This is a genomic window from Streptomyces sp. NPDC049627, assembly GCF_044465645.1.
Taxonomy (GTDB): domain Bacteria; phylum Actinomycetota; class Actinomycetes; order Streptomycetales; family Streptomycetaceae; genus Streptomyces.
In genome coordinates this window covers 144,583-167,061 of the sequence record NZ_JBITLW010000015.1, presented here as the reverse complement: position 1 = coordinate 167,061, position 22,479 = coordinate 144,583, and the positions used below count along the sequence as shown (strand labels likewise).

The following is a 22,479-nucleotide window of genomic DNA, read 5'->3' as shown; positions in this document are numbered from 1 at the left end:
GCGCCGGTTCAGCGCCCCCACACCTCCGGGCCGCCGCCGCGCCACTCGATCAACCCGGACTCACGCACGTACGCGGGATCCGCGTCCTCGATCCCCGCCCGGCGCAGGAACTCGGCAACGTCCAAGAGCCCGTACGCCATGCCCAGGAACTGATCGTCCGCACGCACGCGCCGCCCGCCGTCCTCGGCGGGTGGGTAGACGACGACGGGCTGCGTGGATGCCATGGCACCAGGGTGCGACGCGGGACGCTCACGCGCATGCGGGGCCCGTCGGCTGCTGGCGCAGCGCCGCCGCCACCAGCCCGCGGATCTCCTGCTCCGCCACGGCGCCGCCTCCCACCAGGCGGTCGAAGACGAGTCCGTCCACACAGGTCAGCAGCGTGACAGTGCGGTCCTCGGCGTCTGCGACGCCCTGCCCGGTCAGGAAGTCTCGTACGACGTGTCGTGCGGCGTTCTGGCGCGGGACGAGGATGTCGCGCAGTTCAGGGTGGTGCACGCTCTCGATGGCGCATGCGTAGCGGGCCAGGGAGCGTCGTCGTCCGTCGCCCGTGAGGCGTTGCTCGACGAAGGCGGCGATGCCGGCCACCAGTTCCTCGGCGTTCCGTGGCACCGGCGTCCGTTCCCCGATCGCCTCGAGTTCTGCCTGGTCGAGGGCGACCAGACGCCGGACCAGCGCGGTGAGCAGTGCCCGGCGGGTGCGGAAGTAGGCGGACGTGGTGCCGGGGGGCAGGTTCGCCGCCCGGTCCACCGCGCGATGGGTCAGTCCCCGGATTCCGGTCTCGGCGAGCACGTCGATGGCCGCGTCGGCGAGGACGGTACGTCGGTCTGTGGGCACCCCCCTTTTTCTACACCTGTAGAGCAGCCGGACAGTCTCCTTCTCCCTCCGGACCTTCTACATCTGTAGAAGGGTGAACGGGTGGGCGGACGAGGGAGGGCCGGCATGGGCGGCAGCGCAGTGGTGGTGGGCGCGGGAATCGGAGGGCCGGCGGCCGCGATCGGTCTGCGTCTGGTCGGGTGGGAGGTGACGGTGGTGGAACGCGCCCCCGTCCTCGCCGACGCGGGTGCGGGCATCTCCCCGCACGCCAACGGCATCCGCGCCCTGGACGTTCTCGGTGCCGGCGAGGCGGTGCGCGCGGCTGCGCGGCCGCAGTACACCGGGGGCACCCGGGTCCCCGGCGGCGGCCGGCTGGCCCGGATGGACGGGGCCGCTCTCGAGCGTGAGCTGGGTACGCCGTTCGTCGGTATCCCCCGGGCCGTACTGCACCGTCTGCTGCGCGCGGCGCTGCCGTCGGAGTGCCTGATGGTCGGTGTCGAGGCGAGGTCCGTCGAGTGTGCCGGGCCCGGCCTGGTGCGGATACCGCTCGGGGACGCCGTCCTGGAGGCGGATCTGGTCGTGGCCGCCGACGGAGTGGGCAGCCGGCTGCGTGCCAGTTGTTCTCTCAGCATCCCGGCCCGGCCTACAGCGGGTCGACCGTGTTGCGCGCGATCACCTCGCGCCCGGTCGAGTTGGCCACCGACTTCGAGCTGACCTGGGGCAAGGGCGCCGAGTTCGGCCACATCGCGTTCGCCGACGGCCGTGCCGAGTGGCACGCGGTGCTCAACGCGCCGCCCGGGGTGCGGCACACGGACCCCCTCGCCGTCCTGCGCCGCCGCTGCGGCGACTGGCACGATCCCATCCCCGCACTGCTGGACGCGACCGCGCCCGACGCCGTCCTGCACCACGACATCCACGAGCTGGCGACCCCCTTGCCCGCCTTCACCGCAGGCCGGATCGCCCTGCTCGGCGACGCCGCCCACGCCATGACCCCGAACCTCGGCCAGGGCGCCTGCCAGGCCCTCGAGGACGCCGCCGTGCTCACGGCCGCGCTCTCGCCACCGAGCCCACCGTCGAAGCGGCGCTGGCCCGGTACGACGCCGAGCGCCGCCCGCGCAGCCAGTCCGTCGCACGCGCCGCCCGCCAGGCCGGCCGCATAGGTCACCGGCTCACCCACCCGGTGGCCGTCGCCGTACGGAACACCGCTCTGCGGCTGGCACCCGCCCATGCGACCGTCCGCACCATCCTGCGGCACGCCGACTGGACACCTCCGGCTCTCGGCTGACGCCGTTCTCCCCTGTCAGACGCCGCAGCGCCTCATCCCTAAGGGACTGTTAGGACTTGGTTCGCGCTGTTGAACGGGCCCTGCCGTGCCGTCGACTCTGTGTGCTCCCGGGCCGCAGACAAGGGAGTTTTCGATGGCCACACAGACCACGGCAGCAGGCGCGCAGCGGACGCGCCGCAGTGAGCGCAGGGTTGTCAGCAACATCGTGCGCGGATCGATCGGCAATCTGATCGAGTGGTACGACTGGTACGCGTACACCGCGTTCAGCGTGTACTTCGCCGCCGCGTTCTTTCCGTCCGGCGACCAGACCGCCCAGCTGCTGAACACCGCCGCGGTGTTCGCCGTCGGGTTCCTGATGCGCCCGATCGGCGGGTGGGTGCTGGGGCGGTACGCCGACCGCCGTGGGCGGCGCGCGGCGCTGACGCTGTCGGTGACGCTCATGGCGGCGGGTTCGCTGATCGTGGCGCTGACGCCGTCGTACGGCGCGATCGGCGTCGCGGCGCCGGTGCTGCTGGTGACCGCACGGCTGCTGCAGGGCCTGTCCGTGGGCGGGGAGTACTCGACCTCGGCCACCTACATGTCGGAGGTGGCCTCGCCGGGGCGGCGCGGCTACTACTCGAGTTTCCAGTACGTCACGCTCATCGCCGGGCAGTTGACGGCGCTCGGCCTGCAGATCGTCCTGCAGCAGGTGCTCAGCGGCGCGCAGATGGAGGCGTGGGGCTGGCGGGTGGCGTTCGTCGTCGGTGCCGCCGGGGCGATCGTCGTGCTGTGGCTGCGGCGCGGCATGGACGAGTCGGAGAGCTTCGAGCGCGCGGCGGCCGAGGACGGCGGCGCGCGGGACGGCGACGGGCCGGCGCGCGGCAGTGTGCGGATGCTGCTGGCGTACCCGCGGCAGTGCCTGGTCGTGGTCGGGCTGACCATGGGCGGCACGCTGTTCTTCTACACGTACACCACGTATCTGCAGAAGTTCATGGTCAACACCAGCGGCATCGCCAAGCCGACGGCGGCGTGGATCAACTTCTTCGCGCTGCTGGTGTTCGTGGCGCTGCAGCCGGTCATGGGCCTGTTGTCGGACCGGGTGGGGCGGCGTCCGATGCTGATCGCGTTCGGGGTGCTGGGCGCCGTGGTGGTGGTGCCCTCGCTCACGCTGCTGTCCCACACCAGCGACCCCTTCTACGCCTTCCTGCTCATGGTCGGGCCGCTCGCGGTCAGCTCCCTGTACACCTCGATCAGCGCGGTCGTGAAGGCCGAGCTGTTCCCGACCTCGATCCGGGCGCTGGGTGTCGGGCTGCCGTATGCGCTGACCGTGGCCCTGTTCGGCGGGACCGCCGAATACGTCGCCCTGTGGTTCAAGAACGCCGGGCACGAGAGCTGGTACTTCTTCTACGTCACCGCCTGCGTCCTGATCTCGCTGCTCGTCTACATTCGGATGCGCGAGACGTCGGACGGATCGCCGCTGGAGAGCGAGGCTCGGGACTGACGGGAAGGGTGGCGACCGTGCGGGTGCTGCTGGCCGAGGACGACGACGGTGTGGCCGGTGCGCTGAGCGAGGCCCTGTACGAGCACGGTCATCTGCCCACCCGGGTGCGGCGCGGCGAGGACGTCCTCGCCCGCCACCGCCGGGCCGACCTGCTGCTGCTCGACCTCGGCCTGCCCGACCTCGACGGCCTGGAGGTGCTACGCAAGCTGCGCGCGGTGAGCGGCCTGCCGGTGGTGGTCCTCACCGCGCGGGGCGACGAACGGTCGGTGGTGCGCGGCCTGCGGCTGGGTGCCGACGACTATCTGGTCAAGCCGGTACGGCTGGCCGAGCTGCTGGCCCGTATCGAGGCCGTGACCCGCCGCGCAGCGACCTCCGCCGCCGCGGCGCCTCGTACGGTGCGCGCCGGTGACGTCGAAGTCGACCTCGACGCGCGCCGGGTGACGGTCGGAGGTGCCGAGGTGCGGCTGACCACCAAGGAGTTCGCGGTCCTGGCCGCGCTCGCGGCCAGGACCGGTACCGCGGTCAGCCGCCAGCAGCTGATGGACGAGGTGTGGGGCGACGCCTACCTGGCGGTGTCCCGCTCGCTCGACGTCCATCTCACCCAGCTGCGGGCCAAGCTCGCCCGCCCCGAGGTGCTGACCACCATCCGCGGCTTCGGCTACCGGTTCGGCGGCTGAACGGGCCATGCGTACCCGGGTACTGACCGTCGTCCTGGCCTTCGCGGTACTCGCGGTGGCAGGCTTCGCCGTCCCGTTGCTCGGCGTCACCGCCACGCAGCGCACCGAGCAGCTCGTCGCGGCCCGCACCGCCGACCTCGTCCGCTTCGCCGCGCTGGCCGACCAGGCCGCCGAGAGCGGCGACACCGGCGCGCTGACCGCCGAGGTCACCCGGTACAGCGGGCTGTACGGCGAGGCGGTCGTCGTCGTGGACGCCCGCCGCGCCCCGGTCGTACAGACCGGCGGCCTGCGCGCCGCCGACCCGGCCGTCGGCCGCCTCGTCGACGCGGCGCTGCGCAACCAGCCCGTCTCGCCCGGGGGCACTCTGCGCCCCTGGTCGCGCGGCGACAAACTGCTCGCCCGGCCGGTGGGCACCGGGACCCGGGTGTCCGGCGCCGTGGTGCTGCGTGCCTCGGTGCGGGCCGCCGCCGACGACATCGCCCTGCGCTGGGCGCTCGTCCTGCTCGGCGCAGGCCTGTTCGCCGTGGCGTGCGTGCTGCTCGCCCGCGCCGCCACGCGGTGGGTCGTACGCCCGCTGCACCGCCTGGACCGTGCGGTCGGCGCGCTGGCGGCCGGGCTGCCGGCCGAGCACGCCCGGGCCGGCGGCCCGCCCGAACTGCGCCAGCTGGCCACCGGCTTCAACCGGATGGCGGACGCGGTGACCACCGCGCTGGAACAGCAGCGCCGTCTGGTCGCGGACACCTCGCACCAGCTGCGCAACCCGCTCGCCGCGCTGCGCCTGCGCATCGACTCCCTCCAGCCGCGCCTGCCCGCCTCCGCCGCCCGTACGTACACGGGCGTGACCGCCGAACTCGAACGCATGGAACACCTCCTGGACGATCTGCTCGACCTCGCCGACGCCGAACACCGCGCCGGCGAACTGGCCGTGACGGACGCGCGCGAAGCGTGCTGCGACGCGACGGCGGTGGCCGCCGCCCAGGCACAGCTGTGGCAGCCGGTGGCCGAACAGGCCGGAGTCCGCCTGGAGTTCGTCCCCTGCCCCGCCGTCCCCATGGCCTGCACGGAGAGCGAGCTGGCCCAGGTGGCCGACATCCTGCTCGACAACGCGATCAAGTACGCCGGGGACGGCGCCCGCGTCGAGACCCGCTGCTTCACCGAGGGCCCGGACGCCGTGTTCGAGGTACGGGACGACGGTCCGGGCCTCGGCGCCGACGAGGTCACCCAGGCCGGCACCCGCTTCTGGCGTTCCGAGCGGCATCGCGACGTACGCGGCAGCGGCCTCGGCCTGGCGATCGCCGAGCAGTTGGCGGCCGGGCGGGGCGGACGCATCGAGGTCACCCCGGTCCAGCCGCACGGCCTGCGCGTCCGCGTCGCACTCCCCCGCGCCGAGCACACGCCACCCTGCCCGAAAGAGACCGCGGCATGACCGGCCCCGCCCGCCGCACCGCCCTGCGCGCCGCACTCGGCACGGCCTGCGCCGGGCTGCTGGCGGCCGCCGGCACAGCCGATTCCCGGCAGCCGGACCGGGGCCCGGAGGGCCGGCTGCGGATCGCGACCGGCGAAACCGACGGCTTCTACGCGGCCTTCGGCCGCCTCCTCGCCGCACAGGTGACGGCGGCCTACCCCCGGCTGTCCTGCGAGGTGATCGGCAGCGAGGGCAGTGTGGCCAACGTACGGCTGCTGCAGGCGCGTCGGGCCGAAGTGGCGCTGGCCCTGGCCGACATCGCGTGGGCCGCGTACGGCGGTACACCACCGTTCGGCACCCGCGTCCCGCTCCGGGCGATCGGCCGCGTCTACGAGAACTACATTCAGCTGGCCGTTCGCGCAGACGCGCCGATCCACACCGTCGCCGACCTGGCGGGGCGCACCGTCTCCCTGGGCGCACCCGCATCCGGCGGCGCCGTGCTCGGCGACCGCCTGCTGCGGGCCGCGGGCCTGAGCCCGGGCACCGACGTCCGCATCCGCCACCTGCTGATGCCGCGGGCGGCCCAGGCGATGCGAGACGGCGCCATCGACGCACTGCTGGTCGCGGGCGGCGTACCGTTGCCGGTGCTCTCCGGCCTCGACATCCGGCCCGGCATCCGTCTCCTGCCGCTGGCCGGTCTCCTCCCCCGCCTGCGTGCCGGTACCGGGCGCTCCGGGTCGGGTCTCGAGGCGGTGACGGTGCCGGCCGGGGCGTACCGCGGCACTCCCGAAGTGGCCACCATCGGCGTGGCCAACCTGCTCCTGTGCCGCCCCGACCTGCCCGCCCCCGTGGCCGCCGCCCTCACCCACGTCCTGGTCCGCCACGCCACCCGCCTCGTCCCCGCCACGGCCCTCGGCACCCAGTTCCTCGACGTCCGCAGCCTGATCTCCACCGGCGTCGTTCCGCTGCATCCCGGGGCGGTCGTCGCCTATCGCGAACTGCACGGTTAGGCACGCGGGGCGTGGTCCCGGCTGAGCCGCCTTCGCGGATATCCGCTTGGATCGCCGACACGTGTCCCGGCAGGATGACACCGCGTCAGCAGTCATACGAGGGGAACGGTGGATGAGGCGGAACCGGCTCGGGAAGAGCGATGTCCACGTGACGGAGCTGGGCTTCGGCGGTGGTCCGCTGGGCGGGCTCTTCGCGCCGCTGGACGACGAGACCGCCGCCGGTGCCCTGGAGGCGGCCTGGGACGGCGGGATCCGTTACTTCGACACCTCGCCGCATTACGGCATCGGGCACTCCGAGAGGCGCATCGGCGGGCTGTTGCGCGGCAAGCCGCGCGGGGAGTTCACGCTGTCGACGAAGGTCGGCCGACTGCTGGTCCCGCAGGATCCGGCGGGCCGGATGGACGAGAGCTTCGCCGTGCCGGCCACGCACAGGCGGGTGTGGGACTTCACGCGGGACGGTGTGCTGCGCAGCGTGGAGGACTCACTCGAGCGGATCGGCGTCGACCGGGTCGATCTGCTGCTCCTGCACGACGCGGAGGAGCACTTCGAGGACGCGCTGCGCGGCGGCTACCCGGCCCTCGCCGAACTGCGCGCGCAAGGGGTGGTGGGCGCGATCGGCGCCGGGATGTACCACCCCGGCAAGCTGACGAGGCTCGTCGAGGAGTCGGACGTCGATGTGGTGATGCTGTCCGGCCGCTACACGCTGCTGGACCACAGCGCCCTCGACGATCTCCTCCCCGCCTGCACCCGGCGTGGGGTCTCGATTCTCGCGGCGTCGGTCTTCAACTCCGGGCTGCTGGCCACGGCCCGGCCCGCCGAGGGCGCCACCTTCGACTACGCGCCCGCCGCACCGCACCTGCTGCGCCGCGCGCACCGCATGGCCGATGTCTGCGAGGCACACGGTGTGACGCTCCCCGAACTGGCCATGGCCTTCCCGCTGCGCCACCCGGCCGTCGCGGGGATCGTGGTCGGCATGCGCACCGCGGACGAAGTACGGCGCAACATCGCGGCCTTCGGCAAGGAGATCCCGGCGCAGGTCTGGAGCGACCTGCGCGGCGAGGGCCTGCTGGACGAGCGGGCGCCGGTTGATGGGGGCGTGTGAGCTGAGTCAGTACCAGACCCGCAGCGGCCTGACCGCCCTGCGCGACCTGGCCGCGGAAAGGGACTGGCCCCCGCTGATCTGGACCCGGGAGCAGGGGTACCACTTCTGCGCCAGCGAGGTCGAGCTGGAGGAGTGGGAGCGGGTCTGGGCCAGCGAGAAGCTGACCGCGTTCCGCTCGGTGATCACCGGCACGCTCGCTCCGCACCTGGCCCTCTTCCCCAGGAGCCGGTGGGCGAACTACCTGAACACGCAGATCGAAGCGGTCAAGGCCACCTTGGAGATGGCGGCCTCACAGACCGGCTGAACCCCTTCAGTCCCGGGATGCCGAGGCGGCCGTGAAAGAACCGGGGTCCTGGCCGGCTTCCCAGCACCAGCCCGGCCAGGACCCCACCCGCCTCCTGATGCGCCGATGCCGCTACCCGTCCGACATGACGGACGCTTGGCGGGCGTAGGACGCGAGGCGATCGGCGAGCGCGATGACGAGGTCGCGCAGTTCGTCGGGGCGCTCGATGACGAACGGCCGGTCGAGTGCGGCGAGTACCGGAGGCAGCCAGTCGAGCCGCTCCGCCCGCAGCTCGACGCGCAGCCAGCGCTCAGCCGCCGGGCCCTCCCCGGCCGCGGGCTCGCACTCCTCCAGGTTCGCGACGCTGACGGGAAGGCGGGCGCGGATCTGCTCAACCGTCCCATGGATCCGCAAGGTCACCTCATGCCGGTACTGGGCCGTGGCGAAGGCTGACAACAGGCGCTGTGCCGGATCGGGACCCACGGGCGCCTCGAATGAGCCGGGCAGGGCCCTCGCGTCCGCGATGCGATCGAGCCGGAAGGTTCGGTCCTCGCCGATCCGGGCGTCCTGGCCCGTGACGTACCACCGGCCCGCATGGGCGACGATCCCGTACGCGTGGAGCGTGCGTTCGGTGCGCCGTCCGTCGCGGTCGGCGTAGCGGATCGAGACGGGTCGGCGGTGGCGCACCGCGTCGGCGATGGTGAGCAGGACCCCCGCGTTCGCGGTCTCGAAATCATCGGGCTGGTGGGTGAAGGCGAGAGCCTCCAGGAGTGTGTCGAGCCGGCGGGCGATGTGCGGGGGCAGCACCCGCCGGATCTTTGCCGATGCCGTCTCGCTCGCCGTGCGCTCCGTCGGCATCAGCCCTGCTCGGCGGCCGGCGACCAGGCCGAGAAGCACGGCCAGCGCCTCGTCGTCGCTGAGCATGAGCGGAGGCAAGCGGTAGCCCGGGGCGAGGCGGTATCCGCCGTAGCGGCCGCGCACCGATTCCACGGGCACGTCCAGGTCGATCAGCTGGTCCACATACCGCCGCACGGTGCGCCCTTCGACGCCGAGCCGGTCGGCGAGTTCGGCCACCGTCCGGGTGCCGCCCGACTGCAGCAGTTCCAGGAGTGTCAGCACGCGGCCGGTGGGTCGAGGCATGTTCGCACTCTAACGCGAATACAGGACCGATTCTGTCCGCTATTTCTCCTAGCCTGCGACGTGCACGCCTCCCGTACAGCCAAGGAGACCCCATGGAATTCGTCTCGATCCGCATCATCACCAGCGACGTAGCGCGCCTCGTCGAGTTCTACGAGCGAGCCACCGGGGCGTCGGCCACGTGGGCCACCGAGGACTTCGCGGAACTCAAGACCGCGGGCGCAACCCTCGCGATCGCCGGCACCCGCACCGTCCCGCTGTTCGCCCCGGGCTCTGCCCGCCCGGCCGACAATCACAGCGTGATCACCGAGTTCCTCGTCGACGACGTGGACCGCGTGCACGAGAACCTGACCGGCTTCGTCACCGACTTCGTCAACGAGCCCACCACGATGCCCTGGGGCAACCGTTCGCTGCTGTTCCGCGACCCCGACGGCAACCTCGTCAACTTCTTCACCCCCGTCACCGCGGCGGCCAGGGAAAAGTTCGCACGCTGACGCCGCAGACATCCGCTCGCACGGGAGCCTTGAGTTCCCAGGACTCCCGGTGACGTCTGCACTTGTGCCTGAGACCCCTCACTTGCTGGAGGCGGCGTCGGCAGGCCAAGCAACGGCCCCCGCCCGACTTGCCTCCGGCATGCAGTCGACCGGCTCGACGGGCGGGTTCTCCTTGTCTGGCCCGCTTGGCCGAGTAGGACGCTCAGCCCTGGGGCCTGCCGATACGGCGAACGACCGTTAGGTGGGGGGCCTCGGCCGATGTGCCTGGTGTGCGGCGTCGGGACGTTCAGGGCGCGGCGCGGATGATGTCGAGTGCCTGGTCGTACAGGGTCGCAAGGTCTTCTCGGCCCTCGCTGGCGATCCAGGTGGCGGTGGCGGCGTCCGTGCAGGCGAAGGTGACGGCGATGATGGTGCGCGCCTCGTGGTCGGCGGCCGGGCCCTCGCGTCCGGCAGCGCGCAGCCGCTCCCGTATGACCGGCATCAGGTCGTACTGCCAGAGGTCGCGCTTTTGCTCATACCGGGCGCGCAGCGCGGGGGTGCGGAAGATGAGGGTGGAGATCTTCAGCGTCTGTTCCAGGGAGTGGCCGGCCGTTACGAGGGCGGTGAAGCCGGCCTTGAGGGCGTCCCAGGGCGACACGCCGGCCGGTTGCTTTTCAACGGTCTCCTTGAAGAGGGCACCCAGGGCGTCCTGATCGCCGCAGATCAGGTCTTCTTTCGTGCCGAAGTAGCGGTAGAGGGTGCGCTGGGAGACGCCGGCCTCCCGGGCGATCTGCTCTGTTGTCGTCTCTTCGTATCCCTGGGTGGTGAACAGCCGGATCGCCGTTTCGACGATCTCCTGACTGGCCAGCTGCCGCGACCGCTCCCACACCGAGGGCGCACCTCCGCCTTGCTTCATGACGCAACCTTACTGCTCTGCCATGAGGTCACACTTGGACAGGTTGGCAATCACTGACAGGTTGACTTACGCTGACTGCCCGGGTGCAAAGCTTCAAGGGGAAAGGTGCCGCCATGGCCGCAGTCGACTACCGAGGGCAGATGACCCTGATCACCGGCGCCAGCGCCGGGATCGGCGCGGAGTTCGCCCGCCGACTCGCCCGGCGAGGCTCCCACCTCGTCCTCGTCGCGCGCCGGGAAGAGCGGCTCCATGCCCTGGCTGCCGAACTCGAGGCCCAGCACGGCATCACCGCCACCGTGGCGGCCTGCGACCTGTCCCAGCCCGAAGCCGCCGGGCACCTGGCTGACGAACTGCGCGGCCGTGGCTTGCGCCTGACCGGGCTCGTCAACAATGCGGGGTTCGGTACCTTCGGCCGCTTCGAGGGCGAGGATCCCGAACGGATCCGCACCGAGATCGCCGTCGACGTGCTGGCCATGGTGGAGCTGACCCGAACGTTCATCGAGGAACTGCAGGCATCCGGCCGCGGCGTGCTGATCAACGTCGCGAGCATGGCCGCCTACACGCCGGTGCCGAACATGGCGGTCTACGGCGCCGCCAAGGCCTTCGTGCTCAGCTTCACCGAGGCACTGTGGCAGGAAAACCGGCGCAACGGCCTGCGCGTCCTGGCCCTGTCTCCCGGCGCCGCACAGACCGAGTTCTTCGACATCGCCGGCCAGGAGGCCGCCTCCGGCGCACAACGGCTGCAGACCCCGCAGGAGGTCGTCGCCACCGCACTGAACACCCTCGATCGCCGCAACCCGCCCCCGAGCATCGCCGTCGGCAGGATGAACCGGGCGATGCTGGCCCTGACGGGACTCGCCAGCCGAAGGCGCTCGGTGATGTTCATGGGCGCGATGACCGATCGCGCCGCCAAAACGGCCTGCGAACCACACGTGAGCGAGGCGCTGGCGCTCGGCTGCTGAAAAGGCTCCCAAGCCCCGCACGCCGTCCGCGAACAGATCCATTGCGCCGGTCAGCAGCATGTGGGGGGGCTCACCCCAGGCGCGGCCTGCTGCTCCTCGTAAGCGAGGCTCGAGAACTCCTCCAGCTGTGCCGTCGGCGGGGACAGCGGTTGCTCACCAGTTTGGACAGCGCCCGCCCGCGGCCGGCATCGAACACTTCGTGTCGTCGAGTGCGCTGCTGCCCGGCTGGTCACTGATCGAGGATGAAGGTGCCGCCTGCGGCGGTGGCCAGGTCGGGGCCGAATGCCGTTGCTGGGGTGTAGGCGCCGGCAGGTGCTTCGTGGCGGGCGAGGCGGGTGGCGGTCTCGGCGAGGACGTCGGCGGTGCAGTCCATGCCGTCGCCGGCGCGGAGCCGGCCTTCGCGGCGGGTGCCGTCGGTGCCCCGCTCGCGTCTTGCGCGGCGAGGAGTTCGCCCCCGGGGGCGCCGGCGGACTTCGCAGTGGTGGAGGAGCCGGTCGAGGATCGCGGTGGCCGAGGCGGCAGTCACCCCTGTACTGTCCCAGCGCGCCGCCCGCCGACACCCGCCCCTGCCGGGTCCAGTCCCCACAGTTCCGACTTATTTGCCCGCACTCGATGCGCCGGGTCACCCATTCCTCGAAGGTGCGCAACAGGCCTACTGCGAACGGGACTTCAGAAGCAGGTACTGAGCGTGACGCCATCCCTCAGACTCGGACCACCGATCGGTTGATCGGAAAGACACGGCGCGGGTCCTCACCATGGGCTGGGCCCCCAGGACCACTCCCGCGGGGTCCATCAGTGAGTCCGGCACCGTCTTCTTCCTCGTGGTGGACGGGATCACGCCGACCACGCACGCGACCGCCTCGTCCCGGTGACCGGCCTCCCCGGCCGAGGCCCGCACCCGCCCCACCAGATCCGCAGGCAGGTTGGCCGGCGAGCTCGCCCATGCGGTCAGCGCTCCAGGGCCCTGTGCGCGGCGGTCGGCTCCGAAGTCTCCCCATCGGCAGCCCGTGCTCGGCCGACTGGGCCAGGAAGCCGGGCCCGGTATGAAGATCTCATCGCTCCGGGATCGTGTACCGCTCGCCGATCATGGAGTGCGCCGGACTCGTCCGGTCGTCGTAGCCGTCACCGCCCCAGCGGTCGGCTGTTGTCGCTGTCGGAGATCACAGGCCGCGGATCATGTCTGCGGCCTTCTCCGCGATCATGATCGTGGGAGCGTTGGTGTTGCCGCGCACCACGGTGGGCATCACCGAGGCATCCACCACGCGCAGGCCACTCACGCCGTGCACCCGGAGCCGGGAGTCCAGGACGGGGCCGATCGAGCAGCTGCCCGCCGGGTGGTAGAGGGTCTGCAGCTCACGCCGGGCGAAGTCAAGCAGGCCGGCGTCGTCCGTACGGCGCGGCACGCGGAAGTCGGCACGGCGGTGCTTGGCCAGGCTGGGCTGGTCGGCGATGTCGAGCAGGATCCGCAGGGCCCGGATCATCGTGGCGCGATCTTCCTCGGTGGTCAGGTAGTGGTGCACGATGCGCGGTTTGGCGCTGGGGAGCGCCGAACGGAGGGTGACTCTGCCCCGGCTCGTGGGGGCGAGGAGAGCCGCGCCGAACATGAAGGCGTGATCGGTCACGGGGCTGATGCCCTCCTCGTGGAACATCACGGGGGTGGCGTGCACCTGGATGTCGGGGGCGTCCAGTCCCTCACGGGTGCGGTGGAATCCGCCGGCCTCGCCGACGTTCGAAGTGAGGGGACCGCGGCCCTCCTCCTGCAGCAGGCGGACGTTGTCCGGTGTCTCGGCGGTGAGGAGCGACTCGGTGTCGGTGAGGTAGCTCAGACCGACATGCGGATGGTCCTGCAGGTTCTCCCCCACAGGGAGGTCGACGCGGGGCGTGATGCCGCAGGCCGCGAGGTCACCCCCCGGGCCGATGCCGGAGAGCATCAGCAGGTGCGGAGAGTTGTAGGCACCGGCCGACAGTACGACCTCCTTGTCGGCGCGCAGGCACTGGAGTTCGCCGTTCCGGTCCACCTCGACGCCGGTCGCGCGGTCGCCGTCCAGCAGTACGCGGGTGCACTGGGCGCCGGTCAGCACCTCGAGGTTCGGACGGGACAAGGCCGGCCGCAGATAGGCGTCGGCCGTGCTGCAGCGCCGGCCGTCGCGCTGAGTGAGGTGGTAGTAGCCGACGCCGTCCTGCTCGGGGCCGTTGAAATCGCTCGTGCAGCGGTGGCCCGCCTCCTGCGCCGCCGTCACATAGGCGTCCATCACGGGGTGTCGGGACCGGCCCTCGCTCACCGTGAGCGGCCCGCCGGTGCCATGCCACGGCGACGCAGGCCCCGTGAAGTCTTCGGCGCGAAGGAAGTACGGCAGGACTTCCTGCCAGCTCCACCCGTCGGCGCCGCCCGCCGCCCAGGCGTCGTAGTCACGGCGATTGCCCCGGATGTAGATCATCGCGTTCATGGACGAGCAGCCGCCGAGCATCCGCCCGCGGGGCAGGTAGCGACGGCGGCCGTCCAGCCCCGGTTCGCACTCGCTGAGGTAACTCCAGTCGTACTTCGTCTGGAAGAGCTTGCTGAACGCGGCCGGGATGCGGATTTCCGCGGCATCGTCCACCGGTCCTGCCTCGATGAGCAGCACGCGCGTGTTCTCGTCCTCGGTGAGCCGGTGCGCCAGCACGCACCCCGCCGATCCGGCACCCACGATGATGTAGTCGTACATCTGTCCCCTTCGACCCGACACGGCTACGCGACTCCCTGTACCCAAGCCGCTTCGGAGGGCGGATCACACCGTGCCGTCGGCCAAAACCGAGCAGGCTCGCATCCGCCCGAAATCCGCCCCCGGCACTTGCGTCGCAGCGCGCACGGGCCACGCGCAGGCCACCGCGCCCACGGTGGGTCAGTGAGCGTCGTGCAGGGAGACGACGGCCTGCACCAGGGCGTGGGGGCTCTCCCAGTTCAGCATGTGTCCGGCGTCCGGCACGGTGATCAGCCGGGCCCCCGGTATGCCGGCGGCCAGGCGCCGGGCGTGGCTGAGGGGTGTGCTGCGATCGGCCGAACCGACCATGACGACGGTGGGGACCGTGATCTCGGCCAGCCGCGGATAACGGTCCTCGCCGGCGAAGGCCCGCACGATCGGCACGAGCAGAGAGTGGGCCTGCTGGAGGAAGACTTCGAGGAACACCGCGATCATCGCCGGTGAGGGGCGTTTGCCGCACTGAGCGGCTCCGAAGAGCAGTCCGCCCCTGTGGGTGCGGGCCAGCCGCTGGAGGATCCCCTTCTGCAGCAGCGGGATCTGCAGCCGGTTGCGCGGCGCCCCGTCGTAAATGCGTCCCGCCCAGGTCGCGAACAGCACCAGACCGCGCAGTCGCCGGGCGACGCCGGGGTGGTCGAGCAGGGCCCGAATGGCGATGAATCCGCCCATGGAATGGCCGACAAGCACTGCGTCACGTATGTCGAAATGCTCCAGGACCGCCAGGCAGTCCTCTGCCATGGGGCCCGAACCGATGCCGTCCGCACCCACCGTCGACCCTGCGTGCCCGCGCTGATCGAAGACGATGACACGGTGACCGCCCGCCACCAGGGCGGCCTGTACCAGATTCCACTCCAGCAGCGAGACACCATAACCGTGGGCCAGCACCACCGTCGGTCCTTCACCGGCGACGATGGCACGCAACACCGTCCCGTCGGGGCAGGAGATGAACACTTCCTCACCCTCGGGCTCGCGGCGCAGCCGTTCGTAGGGGACCGGATCCGGTTGCCGTTCGATCCAGTCGGCCGCCGCCCGAGCCCCGACAGCGGCGACGGCCGCCGCAGCGGCACCCCAGAGCAGTCCCACCTTCATCGAATTCCCCCGAATCCGCCCGTATGTTGCCTCAAGGCCGGGTCGAAGCATGCTGACGGCGGCCATTCTGTACGGCAACGGACCGCGTCACGCCGAGAAGTGATCCGATTGGCTCAGAAGCAGTGGCCGCTGAGGCCATCGTCACGGGCTGCGCCCCACAACAACGGTCAGATCAGCCCCAGTAGCACCGCCCACGAAGGGCCGAGCCAGGCGACCGGCGGAATCGGAAAGGAGCCGGCCGGCGCAAGAACTACAGCCGCCGCCGTAAACAGAGCCATCAGGCTCACCGCTGCAACCACGTCCGGAATTCTCCGCGGCCCGGCCCCCCGACCGTCGCCCGCCGCACCTCCAGCCCGGCAGCCCCGTCCAGCGAACAACTCCGGCATGCCGGACAGGCATCTCTTGCCTCCGTCGCGCCGGCACCGTACGCTCAAGGGCCGTACCGACCGGACGGTATGCCCTGCAGGTGTGTCGGTGGACAACGACGGGACGCCTGCCGACCGTGCCCGCCGCCGATCCAACGCGACCGTCTCAGGAGCCGCCGAAGATGAGCACGACCAACCACCAGGTGCGCCTGGCCGCCCGCCCCGTGGGAGAGCCTCGCGCCACCGACTGGGAGCACGTTCAGGAGCCGGTCGGGGAGCCGGGCGACGGGGAGTTCCTGGTGCAGGTGCTCTGTCTGTCGATCGACCCGGCGATGCGCGGCTGGATGAACGCGGGCAGGTCCTACATCCGCCCGGTGGAGATAGGTGAGGTCATGCGCGCCGGGGCGGTGGGACGGGTGGTCGCCTCACGGCACTCCGGTTTCGCGGTCGGCGACCATGTGTCGGGGCCCTTCGGCGTGCAGGAGTACTGCCTGTCGGACGGGCGCGAGGTGACCAAGGTCGATCCGGCGGCGGCCCCCTTGCCGACGTATCTCGGCACGCTCGGCATGTCGGGTCTGACGGCGTACTTCGGTCTGATCGACATCGGGCGTCCCGAGCCGGGCCAGACGGTCGTGGTCTCCGGTGCGGCGGGGGCGGTCGGCAGCGTCGTCGGTCAGATCGCCAAGATCCTGGGCTGCCGGGTCATCGGGATCGCCGGCGGGGAGGCGAAGTGCCGGCTGGTGGTCGACGAGTTCGGGTTCGACGCCGCGATCGACTACCAGAACGAGGACATTCGCAAGGCGCTGCGCGAGCACGCGCCCGACGGCGTGGACGTGTACTTCGACAACGTCGGTGGCGATGTCCTGGACGCCGTGCTGCTGCGGCTGGCGCGCGGTGCCCGCATCGTCGTCTGCGGCGCGATCTCCCAGTACAACAGCACCAAGCCGCAGGGCCCCGCCAACTACCTGTCGCTGCTGGTCAACCGGGCCACCATGACGGGCATGGTGGTCTTCGACTACGCCGACCGGTACGCGGAGGGCATCGCCCAGCTGGCCGCGTGGCGGGCGGAGGGACGGCTGAAGTCGCTGGAGGACGTCGTGTCCGGCGACGTCGCGGCATTCCCCGACACCCTCCTGCGGCTGTTCCGTGGTGAGAATCACGGCAAGCTCGTGCTGAAGATCGCGGACTGAGCGGGCAGAGGGGAGGGAGAGATCCGATGAAGGCACTGACTTATCACGGCCGTCACGACATCCGCTACGGCGATGTCCCCGACCCGGCCGTCACCAGCCCCACCGACGCGGTCGTCCAGGTGACCACCGCCGGCATCTGCGGCAGCGACCTGCACATCTACGGAGGCAACCCGTTCAGCCCGGAGCTGGGCTACACCCCGGGACACGAATGCGTCGGCGTGGTCGTCGAAATCGGCGACCAGGTCACCCGCTTCAAGCCCGGCGACCGGGTCCTGGTGCCCGCCTCGGTCGGCTGCGACCGGTGCCGGTCGTGCGCGGCCGGGTTCACCGCCCGGTGCGAGAACGCCAAGTCCAGCACCGAGCTCTGCTACGGCGTGAGCCCACAGGTCCCCGGCAGCCAGGCGCAGGCCCTGGCGGTGCCCTGTGCCGACGTCAATCTGGTGCGGCTGCCCGAGGGCATCTCCGACGAGGCCGCCGTCGTCCTGACGGACAATGCCCCCACGGCCTGGTACGGCTGCCGCCGCGCCCGTATCCAGCCCGGTGAGACCGTCCTGGTCATCGGCCTCGGCCCGGTCGGCCTGATGGCCGCCCAGTCCGCCTTCGCGATGGGCGCCGCGCGGGTGCTCGGCGCGGACCTGGTCGCGGAGCGCCGTGCCTTCGCCGCCACCCTGGGGGTCGAGCCGGTCGAGGGCGAGGACGCCAGGGCCGCCGTGCGGGAGATGACCGGCGGTCGCGGACCGGACGCGGTGGTGGAGGCCGTGGGTTCGGACGCCACCATCGAGCTGGCCCTCAAGGCCGTCCGGCAGGCCGGCCGGGTCAGCGTCATCGGGGTCAGCCAGAACAAGGCGTTCCCCTTCCACATGGGCTTGGCGCAGATCAAGGAACTCGAGTTCGCCATCGGGCTCTGCTCGATCCACTACGAACTCCCGCCCCTGATCGCCCTCGCCCAGGCCGGTCGGATCAAGCCGGAGGTCGTGGTGTCCCACCGCTTCCCGCTCTCCCAGGGCCCGGCGGCGTACGAGCTGTTCGCGGGCCGCTCCGACGGGGTCCGCAAGATCCTTCTCGATCCCACCGGCTGACCGCCGCCCTCGCCGGTCCGACATCATCCGGGCGGCCGCGCCTCGTCACCGTGGCTTGCGGCGCAGGACCTTCGCCCCGTGCCAGTGGCAGACGGTGAGGGCGAAGTGGAGGTCGAAGGCGTCGGCGTCCAGGTTGAGGTGGTAGTGGTCGACGGCCCGCTGGACGCGGTAGTGGACGGTGTTGCGGTGGACCATCAGCTGGTCCGCGGTGGCGGCGTAGCTGCGGTTGGTGGCGAGGAAGACGCGGAGCGTCTCGCGCAGGAGTTCGCAGCGGGGGTCGTCCACGGCGAGGTCGCCGAGGGTGTCGGAGACGAAGTCGGCCAGTTCGCGGGGCTCGTCGACCAGGAGGGCGACGGGGGCGACCCGGGCGAAGGAGACCACGCGAGGGGCGCCGGGCCCCGCGGACAGGGCGAGGGCCTTGGCGCGGGCGGCGGCGCGGGTGCTGCGGCGGAAGCCGTCGAGTCCCGGGCGGACGATGCCGAGGGCGGCCCGCACCGGGAGCGCGGCGTCGGCCAGTTCGGCGGCGATGGTGTCGGGGTCCACGTGGCAGTCGGGCCTGACGGCGAGCCAGATGCGGGCGTGGGCCTCGTCGGTGTGCACGAGCAGGGGGCGGCCCTGGGCGCGCAGCACGGTGTGCAGCAGTGAGGCCAGCCGGTCGAAGACGGCGGCGGTATCGGTGGCGGTGGCCGCCTCGCTGCCGTGGCGCCAGCACTCGATGGCCAGGTGGCTGCCGGAGAACGGGTGGTCGAGGGCGGTCTCGGCCTGCCGTGGATCGACCCGCGGGTTGTCGAGGACCTGGCCCACCCAGTACTGGCGCAGAACACCGCGGGTGTCCACCCAGCGTTCACGTTCCTCCTCGTAGGCGCGGCCGATCTGGTCGCAGACCCGGTCCAGGTAGGCGGAGGTGACCTGGACGAGCGCGATGACGGTGCCGGCCGGGTCCGGCAGCCCGAGTCGGACCGCCTCCCCGAGGACGAGGTCCAGGCTCTGCGCATGGCCCAGGCGGTAGGCGCGCAGCAGGGCCGAGAGCGGCACGTCGCGTTGGGCGAGCCGGCGGGCGTAGGAGATGGCCGAGGCGGGAGCGTCCACGGTCAGCGGGTCGATGCGGTTGATGATCACGTGCAGGGCCGTGACGATGTTCTCGGTGATGCTGGCTTCCAGGAGCCCGTGCAGCGGCTCGTCGTGTTCCAGCTGGGATATCTCCGCCTCGGTGGTGGCGACCAGCTTGGCGATGAACTCGTCCCGGTTGGTCTGCACGACCTGGGCCGCGAGGACGACCGGATCGGGTGCCCCCTCCGCAAGGTGTTCCACGGGGCCGTTCACCGGGCCAGGTACCGCAGCGCGGAACGGGCCGCATTCGCACCGCACATGCCGTGCACGCCGGCGCCGGGCGGGGTGGCCGCCGAGCACAGGTAGACGCCGGGGATGCCGGTGCTGTAGGGGTCGGCGGCCAGGCGGGGGCGCAGGGTGACCTGCCGTGCGGTGTTGGCGCCGGCGACGATGTCGCCCCCGATGAAGTTCGCGTTGTAGTGGGCCAGTTCGGTGGTCGAGCGCGCCGTCAGTCCCACGATCCGTTCCCGGACGCCCGGCGCGAAACGCTCGATCTGGCGCAGCACCGCCTCCGTGGCGTCGCCGGGGTGACCGTGCGGGACGTGCGCGTACGCCCAGACCGGGTGGACGTCGTCGCGGGAGCGGCCGGGGTCGGCCAGGTACTGCTGGCCGACCAGGACGAACGGCCGCTCGGGCATCCGCCCGTCGGCGGTCTGCGCCTCGGTGCGGACGACCTCCTCCAGGGTGCCGCCCAGGTGCACGGTGCCGGCGCGGCGGCATGCCTCATGGGTCCAGGGGATGCCGTCCTGGACGGCGAGGTCCACCTTGAACGCCGCCGGGCCGTGCCGCCAGCCCTGGTAGGCCCGGCGCACCCGGCCGGGCAGCCGGTCGCCGCAGATGCGGGCCGCGGCGCCGGGCGCGGTGTCGAGCATGACGATGCGGGCGGGGGCGAGCTCGGCCAGGGAGTCCACCCTTATGCCCGTTTCGATGGTGCCGCCGAGCTTGGCGAGGAGTGCGGCCAGCGCGTCGGTGATGGTCCGCGATCCGCCGCGGGCGACCGGCCAGCCGAAGCGGTGGGCGGCGCCGATCAGCATCAGCCCGACCGCGGAGCTGGCCGGCCCGGTCAGCGGATACATCAGATGCGCCGCCGCTCCCGCGAACAGCGCCCTGGCCTCCTCGGTTCGCCAGCGCCGGGCCACCGCCGTGGCCGGCTGCAGCGCCCTCAGCCCGAAGCGGGCCAGCGCCACGGGGTGGCTGGGCAGATGAGGCACCGGGCGCAGCACATCCTCGATCAGCGCGTCGAAGTCGGTGGCCAGAGGGGCGAACAGCCGCTGCCAGGCGGGGCCGTCCACACCGAGCCCGTGCGCGGTCGCCTCCAGGGAGCGGACCAGCACCCCGGCCCGCCCACCGTCCAGCGGATGAGCCAGATCCACCTCGGGCCACGCCCACTCGACGCCGTACCGCTCCAGCCCGAGGGTCCGCAGGAACGGCGAGCCGACGCCGAGCGGGTGGACCGCGGAGCAGTGGTCGTGCAGCAGTCCGGGCAGAGTCAGTTCGCTGCTCCGGGTGCCGCCGCCGATCTCGTCGGCGGCCTCCAGGACGGTCACCTTCAGGCCTCGCTGGGCCAGGGCGACGGCGGCGGCCAGCCCGTTCGGGCCGGCCCCCACCACGATCGCGTCACTCATGCGCGGCCGCCACCTCGGTCGCCGGTCGCGGTGCCCGGGCGGGTTCGACGGGAATCGTCGGCGTCTCGTCGTCGAGCCAGGGCTGCCGGGTCACCATCTCCCGTACGTTCACGTAGCCCTCCTCGATCAGGCCGGTCGCCGCGTCCACGATGCGGTAGTGCTGGCGCTGTCGGTGTGTCGGCTGGGACTCGAGCAGGACGACCCGCAGGTCGCCCGGCGCGAAGCCGCACCGCTGCTGTACGGCGGCCATCAGCTGCTCGTCGTGCAGATGGCCGTCGCCGAAGTTCCAGCCGAGGACCGCTCCCGCCACCATCTCGCCCTCCCGCACATCGTAGGCCTCCACGTCGTCCACGGCCCGTGGCAGCAGGCCGAGAAGCGCCCGGCCGTGGCTGTGCATCGCCCGCCAGGCCAGCCCCTGGTGCAGGACGAGCTCGGCGGCCTCGGTGCCGTACAGGCGGGTGAGCTGGTCGACGGGCAGAGCGGACGCTTTGACGATGTGCTCGTTGAGCCGGTGCTCGGTGCCCTTGCGGAAGCACCACAGGCTGGTGGCCCAATTGCCGGCGTAGTAGCGCATCGAGGGCAGGAAGGACACCAGGTCGGGGCGGACGTGGCCGAGCACCGGGACCACCACCAGGCTCAGTACCAGTACGGCGGCCAGGAGCGGGGAGTGCACGGTGAATGCGCCCACGGCGGCGTCGTGGCCGAAGAGGACGAGCGCGGAGTAGATGAAGAAGACGTTCCACTCCAGCGGCACGCCCATCGGGAAGGTCGACATGATGTGCAGATGGAAGACGACCATCACGGTCAGGGCGATCGTGGTGACGGTCCCGCCGTGGGACAGCACCAGGATCAGGGGCACCACGTACTCGATGACCGTGCCGCCGTGTGCGGCCGCGGCAGCGAGAGCCGACGGCCTGAGATCGTCGGGGTACTTGCGGTACAGGCGGCGCTTGAACCAGGCCGGGCGCAGCGGGCTGTTGCTGATCATCACGGCCACCACGAACGGGAAGTGGCGGTTGAGCTTGGAGGACGCGGCGCCCCACCACAGGGCGAGCATGACCAGTTTCAAAGCGGCGGTCTGGTCGGTCACCGGGAAGAGGAAGACCAGCAGCGTCAGCCCGTAGTGCTCGGCGCGGGCGGCGAGGAACACGGTCTTGTCGCGCAGCCCGAGCAGCGCGAGCAGCGCCGCGAGCACGGCCACGCGCCACGGAGCCGGCACGCCGCCCGCGCCTGCGTCGCCGGGGGACAACAGCAGCCACACCGCCGCTCCCAACAGCGCGGCGTACAGCGTCACATCCGCGGCCGTACGCCGCGTCCCGGAGGTGAACGGGATCCTGCCCGGCCACGCAGGCAGCCGTACGGTGCCCGGGCGCAGCCAGTGCAGGAAGGCGCCGACCGGCGGCATGAAGTGTGAGCTGAGCGGGCCCGAGCCGCAGCCGAGGCCCAGGATCTCGTACAGCAGCGTCCAGACGACGAGTTTCTGATAGACGATCGGCTCCGCCCACCAGGAACCGAAGTCCGTGATGCCGCCGACGCCGGGGGTCGCGGAGACGACCGCGATGCCGCCGATTGCGTACGCCGTGATCTTCACCAGGTACATCAGGTGCACGATGCCGGGGGTGCCGAAGCCGTGCAGGGCCCAGTGCCGGGCCAGCGGCCTGATGCGTTGGTGGTAGGGGCGGGTGCGCCACTGCTGTATGTCGATGGCCGCCGTGTTCGGTGCGAGGAATCCCATGGCCT

20 protein-coding genes and 1 pseudogene are annotated in these 22,479 nt (G+C 71.7%); 11 read left to right on the top strand and 10 right to left on the bottom strand.

The window, feature by feature from the left end; translation table 11 throughout:
* Positions 1 to 8: 8 nt before the first annotated feature.
* Together ACIBU0_RS35420 and ACIBU0_RS35415 are read right to left on the bottom strand one after the other, a co-directional pair.
* Positions 9 to 224 carry a hypothetical protein gene (locus ACIBU0_RS35420; RefSeq protein WP_398826925.1) on the bottom strand — a complete coding sequence of 72 codons (216 nt, stop codon included), beginning with the start codon at positions 222 to 224 and terminating at the stop codon, positions 9 to 11.
* A gap of 25 nt (positions 225 to 249) precedes the next feature.
* On the bottom strand, positions 250 to 834 hold the full coding sequence (locus tag ACIBU0_RS35415) for a TetR/AcrR family transcriptional regulator (RefSeq protein WP_398826923.1): 585 nt from the start codon (positions 832 to 834) through the stop codon (positions 250 to 252).
* 105 nt (positions 835 to 939) lie between these two features.
* Between ACIBU0_RS35415 and ACIBU0_RS35410 the strand changes: the two are divergent.
* The 7 genes and pseudogenes from ACIBU0_RS35410 to ACIBU0_RS35380 all read left to right on the top strand — a co-directional run bounded on the left by ACIBU0_RS35410 (position 940) and on the right by ACIBU0_RS35380 (position 8,076).
* Positions 940 to 2,098 (top strand): annotated as a pseudogene (locus ACIBU0_RS35410) (FAD-dependent monooxygenase).
* A 133-nt stretch (positions 2,099 to 2,231) separates the two neighbouring features.
* The gene (locus ACIBU0_RS35405) at positions 2,232 to 3,578 is read left to right on the top strand and encodes an MFS transporter (protein WP_398826921.1); all 1,347 of its coding nucleotides are present in this window, start codon (positions 2,232 to 2,234) and stop codon (positions 3,576 to 3,578) included.
* Between the two features lie 17 nt (positions 3,579 to 3,595).
* Complete coding sequence (locus ACIBU0_RS35400; protein WP_398826919.1) at positions 3,596 to 4,255, top strand: response regulator transcription factor; 660 nt, start codon at positions 3,596 to 3,598, stop codon at positions 4,253 to 4,255.
* Between the two features lie 7 nt (positions 4,256 to 4,262).
* A complete protein-coding gene (locus ACIBU0_RS35395; RefSeq protein WP_398826917.1) occupies positions 4,263 to 5,681 on the top strand; it encodes an ATP-binding protein in 1,419 nt (472 codons plus the stop codon).
* A complete protein-coding gene (locus ACIBU0_RS35390) occupies positions 5,678 to 6,670 on the top strand; it encodes a TAXI family TRAP transporter solute-binding subunit (protein WP_398826915.1) in 993 nt (330 codons plus the stop codon). The genes ACIBU0_RS35395 and ACIBU0_RS35390 overlap by 4 nt, the downstream gene beginning before the upstream one ends.
* 112 nt (positions 6,671 to 6,782) lie before the next feature.
* Positions 6,783 to 7,772 (top strand): aldo/keto reductase, encoded by a 990-nt coding sequence (locus ACIBU0_RS35385; protein WP_398826913.1) that lies wholly within the window; start codon positions 6,783 to 6,785, stop codon positions 7,770 to 7,772.
* Entirely contained in the window at positions 7,759 to 8,076 is a 318-nt protein-coding gene (locus tag ACIBU0_RS35380; protein ID WP_398826911.1) for a RacP protein, read from the top strand. Before ACIBU0_RS35385 ends, ACIBU0_RS35380 begins: the two co-directional genes overlap by 14 nt.
* A gap of 111 nt (positions 8,077 to 8,187) precedes the next feature.
* On the opposite strand, the gene ACIBU0_RS35375 is transcribed toward ACIBU0_RS35380, so the two are convergent.
* Positions 8,188 to 9,195, bottom strand: coding sequence for a helix-turn-helix transcriptional regulator (locus ACIBU0_RS35375; protein WP_398826910.1), 1,008 nt, complete (start codon positions 9,193 to 9,195; stop codon positions 8,188 to 8,190).
* A 92-nt stretch (positions 9,196 to 9,287) separates the two neighbouring features.
* Here ACIBU0_RS35375 and ACIBU0_RS35370 point away from each other — a divergent pair, with 92 nt between their 5' ends.
* Positions 9,288 to 9,686: a VOC family protein gene (locus tag ACIBU0_RS35370; RefSeq protein ID WP_398826908.1), complete on the top strand. Its 399-nt coding sequence runs from the start codon at positions 9,288 to 9,290 to the stop codon at positions 9,684 to 9,686.
* Positions 9,687 to 9,972: 286 nt separating this feature from the next.
* On the opposite strand, the gene ACIBU0_RS35365 is transcribed toward ACIBU0_RS35370, so the two are convergent.
* On the bottom strand, positions 9,973 to 10,581 hold the full coding sequence (locus ACIBU0_RS35365; protein ID WP_398826906.1) for a TetR/AcrR family transcriptional regulator: 609 nt from the start codon (positions 10,579 to 10,581) through the stop codon (positions 9,973 to 9,975).
* A 140-nt stretch (positions 10,582 to 10,721) separates the two neighbouring features.
* Here ACIBU0_RS35365 and ACIBU0_RS35360 point away from each other — a divergent pair, with 140 nt between their 5' ends.
* Positions 10,722 to 11,543: an SDR family NAD(P)-dependent oxidoreductase gene (locus ACIBU0_RS35360; RefSeq protein ID WP_398826904.1), complete on the top strand. Its 822-nt coding sequence runs from the start codon at positions 10,722 to 10,724 to the stop codon at positions 11,541 to 11,543.
* Between the two features lie 229 nt (positions 11,544 to 11,772).
* On the opposite strand, the gene ACIBU0_RS35355 is transcribed toward ACIBU0_RS35360, so the two are convergent.
* The 3 genes from ACIBU0_RS35355 to ACIBU0_RS35345 form a co-directional block, all read right to left on the bottom strand.
* Positions 11,773 to 12,069, bottom strand: coding sequence for a hypothetical protein (locus tag ACIBU0_RS35355; protein WP_398826902.1), 297 nt, complete (start codon positions 12,067 to 12,069; stop codon positions 11,773 to 11,775).
* Positions 12,070 to 12,703: 634 nt separating this feature from the next.
* The gene (locus ACIBU0_RS35350; protein WP_398826900.1) at positions 12,704 to 14,248 is read right to left on the bottom strand and encodes a GMC family oxidoreductase; all 1,545 of its coding nucleotides are present in this window, start codon (positions 14,246 to 14,248) and stop codon (positions 12,704 to 12,706) included.
* Positions 14,249 to 14,425: 177 nt separating this feature from the next.
* Positions 14,426 to 15,370 (bottom strand): alpha/beta fold hydrolase, encoded by a 945-nt coding sequence (locus ACIBU0_RS35345; protein ID WP_398826898.1) that lies wholly within the window; start codon positions 15,368 to 15,370, stop codon positions 14,426 to 14,428.
* A gap of 547 nt (positions 15,371 to 15,917) precedes the next feature.
* Here ACIBU0_RS35345 and ACIBU0_RS35340 point away from each other — a divergent pair.
* Together ACIBU0_RS35340 and ACIBU0_RS35335 are read left to right on the top strand one after the other, a co-directional pair.
* Positions 15,918 to 16,925, top strand: a complete 1,008-nt coding sequence (locus ACIBU0_RS35340; protein WP_398826896.1) for an NADP-dependent oxidoreductase — start codon at positions 15,918 to 15,920, stop codon at positions 16,923 to 16,925.
* Between the two features lie 26 nt (positions 16,926 to 16,951).
* On the top strand, positions 16,952 to 18,004 hold the full coding sequence (locus ACIBU0_RS35335; protein WP_398826894.1) for an alcohol dehydrogenase catalytic domain-containing protein: 1,053 nt from the start codon (positions 16,952 to 16,954) through the stop codon (positions 18,002 to 18,004).
* Positions 18,005 to 18,049: 45 nt separating this feature from the next.
* Here ACIBU0_RS35335 and ACIBU0_RS35330 read toward each other — a convergent pair whose 3' ends face one another.
* The 3 genes from ACIBU0_RS35330 to ACIBU0_RS35320 are packed head-to-tail and all read right to left on the bottom strand — an operon-like array spanning position 18,050 to position 22,474.
* Positions 18,050 to 19,315 carry a PucR family transcriptional regulator gene (locus ACIBU0_RS35330; RefSeq protein WP_398826892.1) on the bottom strand — a complete coding sequence of 422 codons (1,266 nt, stop codon included), beginning with the start codon at positions 19,313 to 19,315 and terminating at the stop codon, positions 18,050 to 18,052.
* Between the two features lie 8 nt (positions 19,316 to 19,323).
* The gene (locus ACIBU0_RS35325) at positions 19,324 to 20,739 is read right to left on the bottom strand and encodes a phytoene desaturase family protein (protein ID WP_398826890.1); all 1,416 of its coding nucleotides are present in this window, start codon (positions 20,737 to 20,739) and stop codon (positions 19,324 to 19,326) included.
* Positions 20,732 to 22,474: a DUF3556 domain-containing protein gene (locus ACIBU0_RS35320; protein WP_398826888.1), complete on the bottom strand. Its 1,743-nt coding sequence runs from the start codon at positions 22,472 to 22,474 to the stop codon at positions 20,732 to 20,734. Before ACIBU0_RS35320 ends, ACIBU0_RS35325 begins: the two co-directional genes overlap by 8 nt.
* Between the last annotated feature and the right edge of the window lie 5 nt (positions 22,475 to 22,479).

What these genes read in the sequence shown, in the direction of transcription:
- ACIBU0_RS35345 (WP_398826898.1), bottom strand. Translation starts at nt 15,370, where the DNA reads ATGAAGGTGGGACTGCTCTGGGGTGCCGCTGCGGCGGCCGTCGCCGCT.
- ACIBU0_RS35340 (WP_398826896.1), top strand. Translation starts at nt 15,918, where the DNA reads ATGAGCACGACCAACCACCAGGTGCGCCTGGCCGCCCGCCCCGTGGGA.
- ACIBU0_RS35350 (WP_398826900.1), bottom strand. Translation starts at nt 14,248, where the DNA reads ATGTACGACTACATCATCGTGGGTGCCGGATCGGCGGGGTGCGTGCTG.
- ACIBU0_RS35375 (WP_398826910.1), bottom strand. Translation starts at nt 9,195, where the DNA reads ATGCCTCGACCCACCGGCCGCGTGCTGACACTCCTGGAACTGCTGCAG.
- ACIBU0_RS35385 (WP_398826913.1), top strand. Translation starts at nt 6,783, where the DNA reads ATGAGGCGGAACCGGCTCGGGAAGAGCGATGTCCACGTGACGGAGCTG.
- ACIBU0_RS35360 (WP_398826904.1), top strand. Translation starts at nt 10,722, where the DNA reads ATGACCCTGATCACCGGCGCCAGCGCCGGGATCGGCGCGGAGTTCGCC.
- ACIBU0_RS35405 (WP_398826921.1), top strand. Translation starts at nt 2,232, where the DNA reads ATGGCCACACAGACCACGGCAGCAGGCGCGCAGCGGACGCGCCGCAGT.
- ACIBU0_RS35390 (WP_398826915.1), top strand. Translation starts at nt 5,678, where the DNA reads ATGACCGGCCCCGCCCGCCGCACCGCCCTGCGCGCCGCACTCGGCACG.
- ACIBU0_RS35420 (WP_398826925.1), bottom strand. Translation starts at nt 224, where the DNA reads ATGGCATCCACGCAGCCCGTCGTCGTCTACCCACCCGCCGAGGACGGC.
- ACIBU0_RS35395 (WP_398826917.1), top strand. Translation starts at nt 4,263, where the DNA reads ATGCGTACCCGGGTACTGACCGTCGTCCTGGCCTTCGCGGTACTCGCG.
- ACIBU0_RS35370 (WP_398826908.1), top strand. Translation starts at nt 9,288, where the DNA reads ATGGAATTCGTCTCGATCCGCATCATCACCAGCGACGTAGCGCGCCTC.
- ACIBU0_RS35320 (WP_398826888.1), bottom strand. Translation starts at nt 22,474, where the DNA reads ATGGGATTCCTCGCACCGAACACGGCGGCCATCGACATACAGCAGTGG.
- ACIBU0_RS35365 (WP_398826906.1), bottom strand. Translation starts at nt 10,581, where the DNA reads ATGAAGCAAGGCGGAGGTGCGCCCTCGGTGTGGGAGCGGTCGCGGCAG.
- ACIBU0_RS35380 (WP_398826911.1), top strand. Translation starts at nt 7,759, where the DNA reads ATGGGGGCGTGTGAGCTGAGTCAGTACCAGACCCGCAGCGGCCTGACC.
- ACIBU0_RS35335 (WP_398826894.1), top strand. Translation starts at nt 16,952, where the DNA reads ATGAAGGCACTGACTTATCACGGCCGTCACGACATCCGCTACGGCGAT.
- ACIBU0_RS35325 (WP_398826890.1), bottom strand. Translation starts at nt 20,739, where the DNA reads ATGAGTGACGCGATCGTGGTGGGGGCCGGCCCGAACGGGCTGGCCGCC.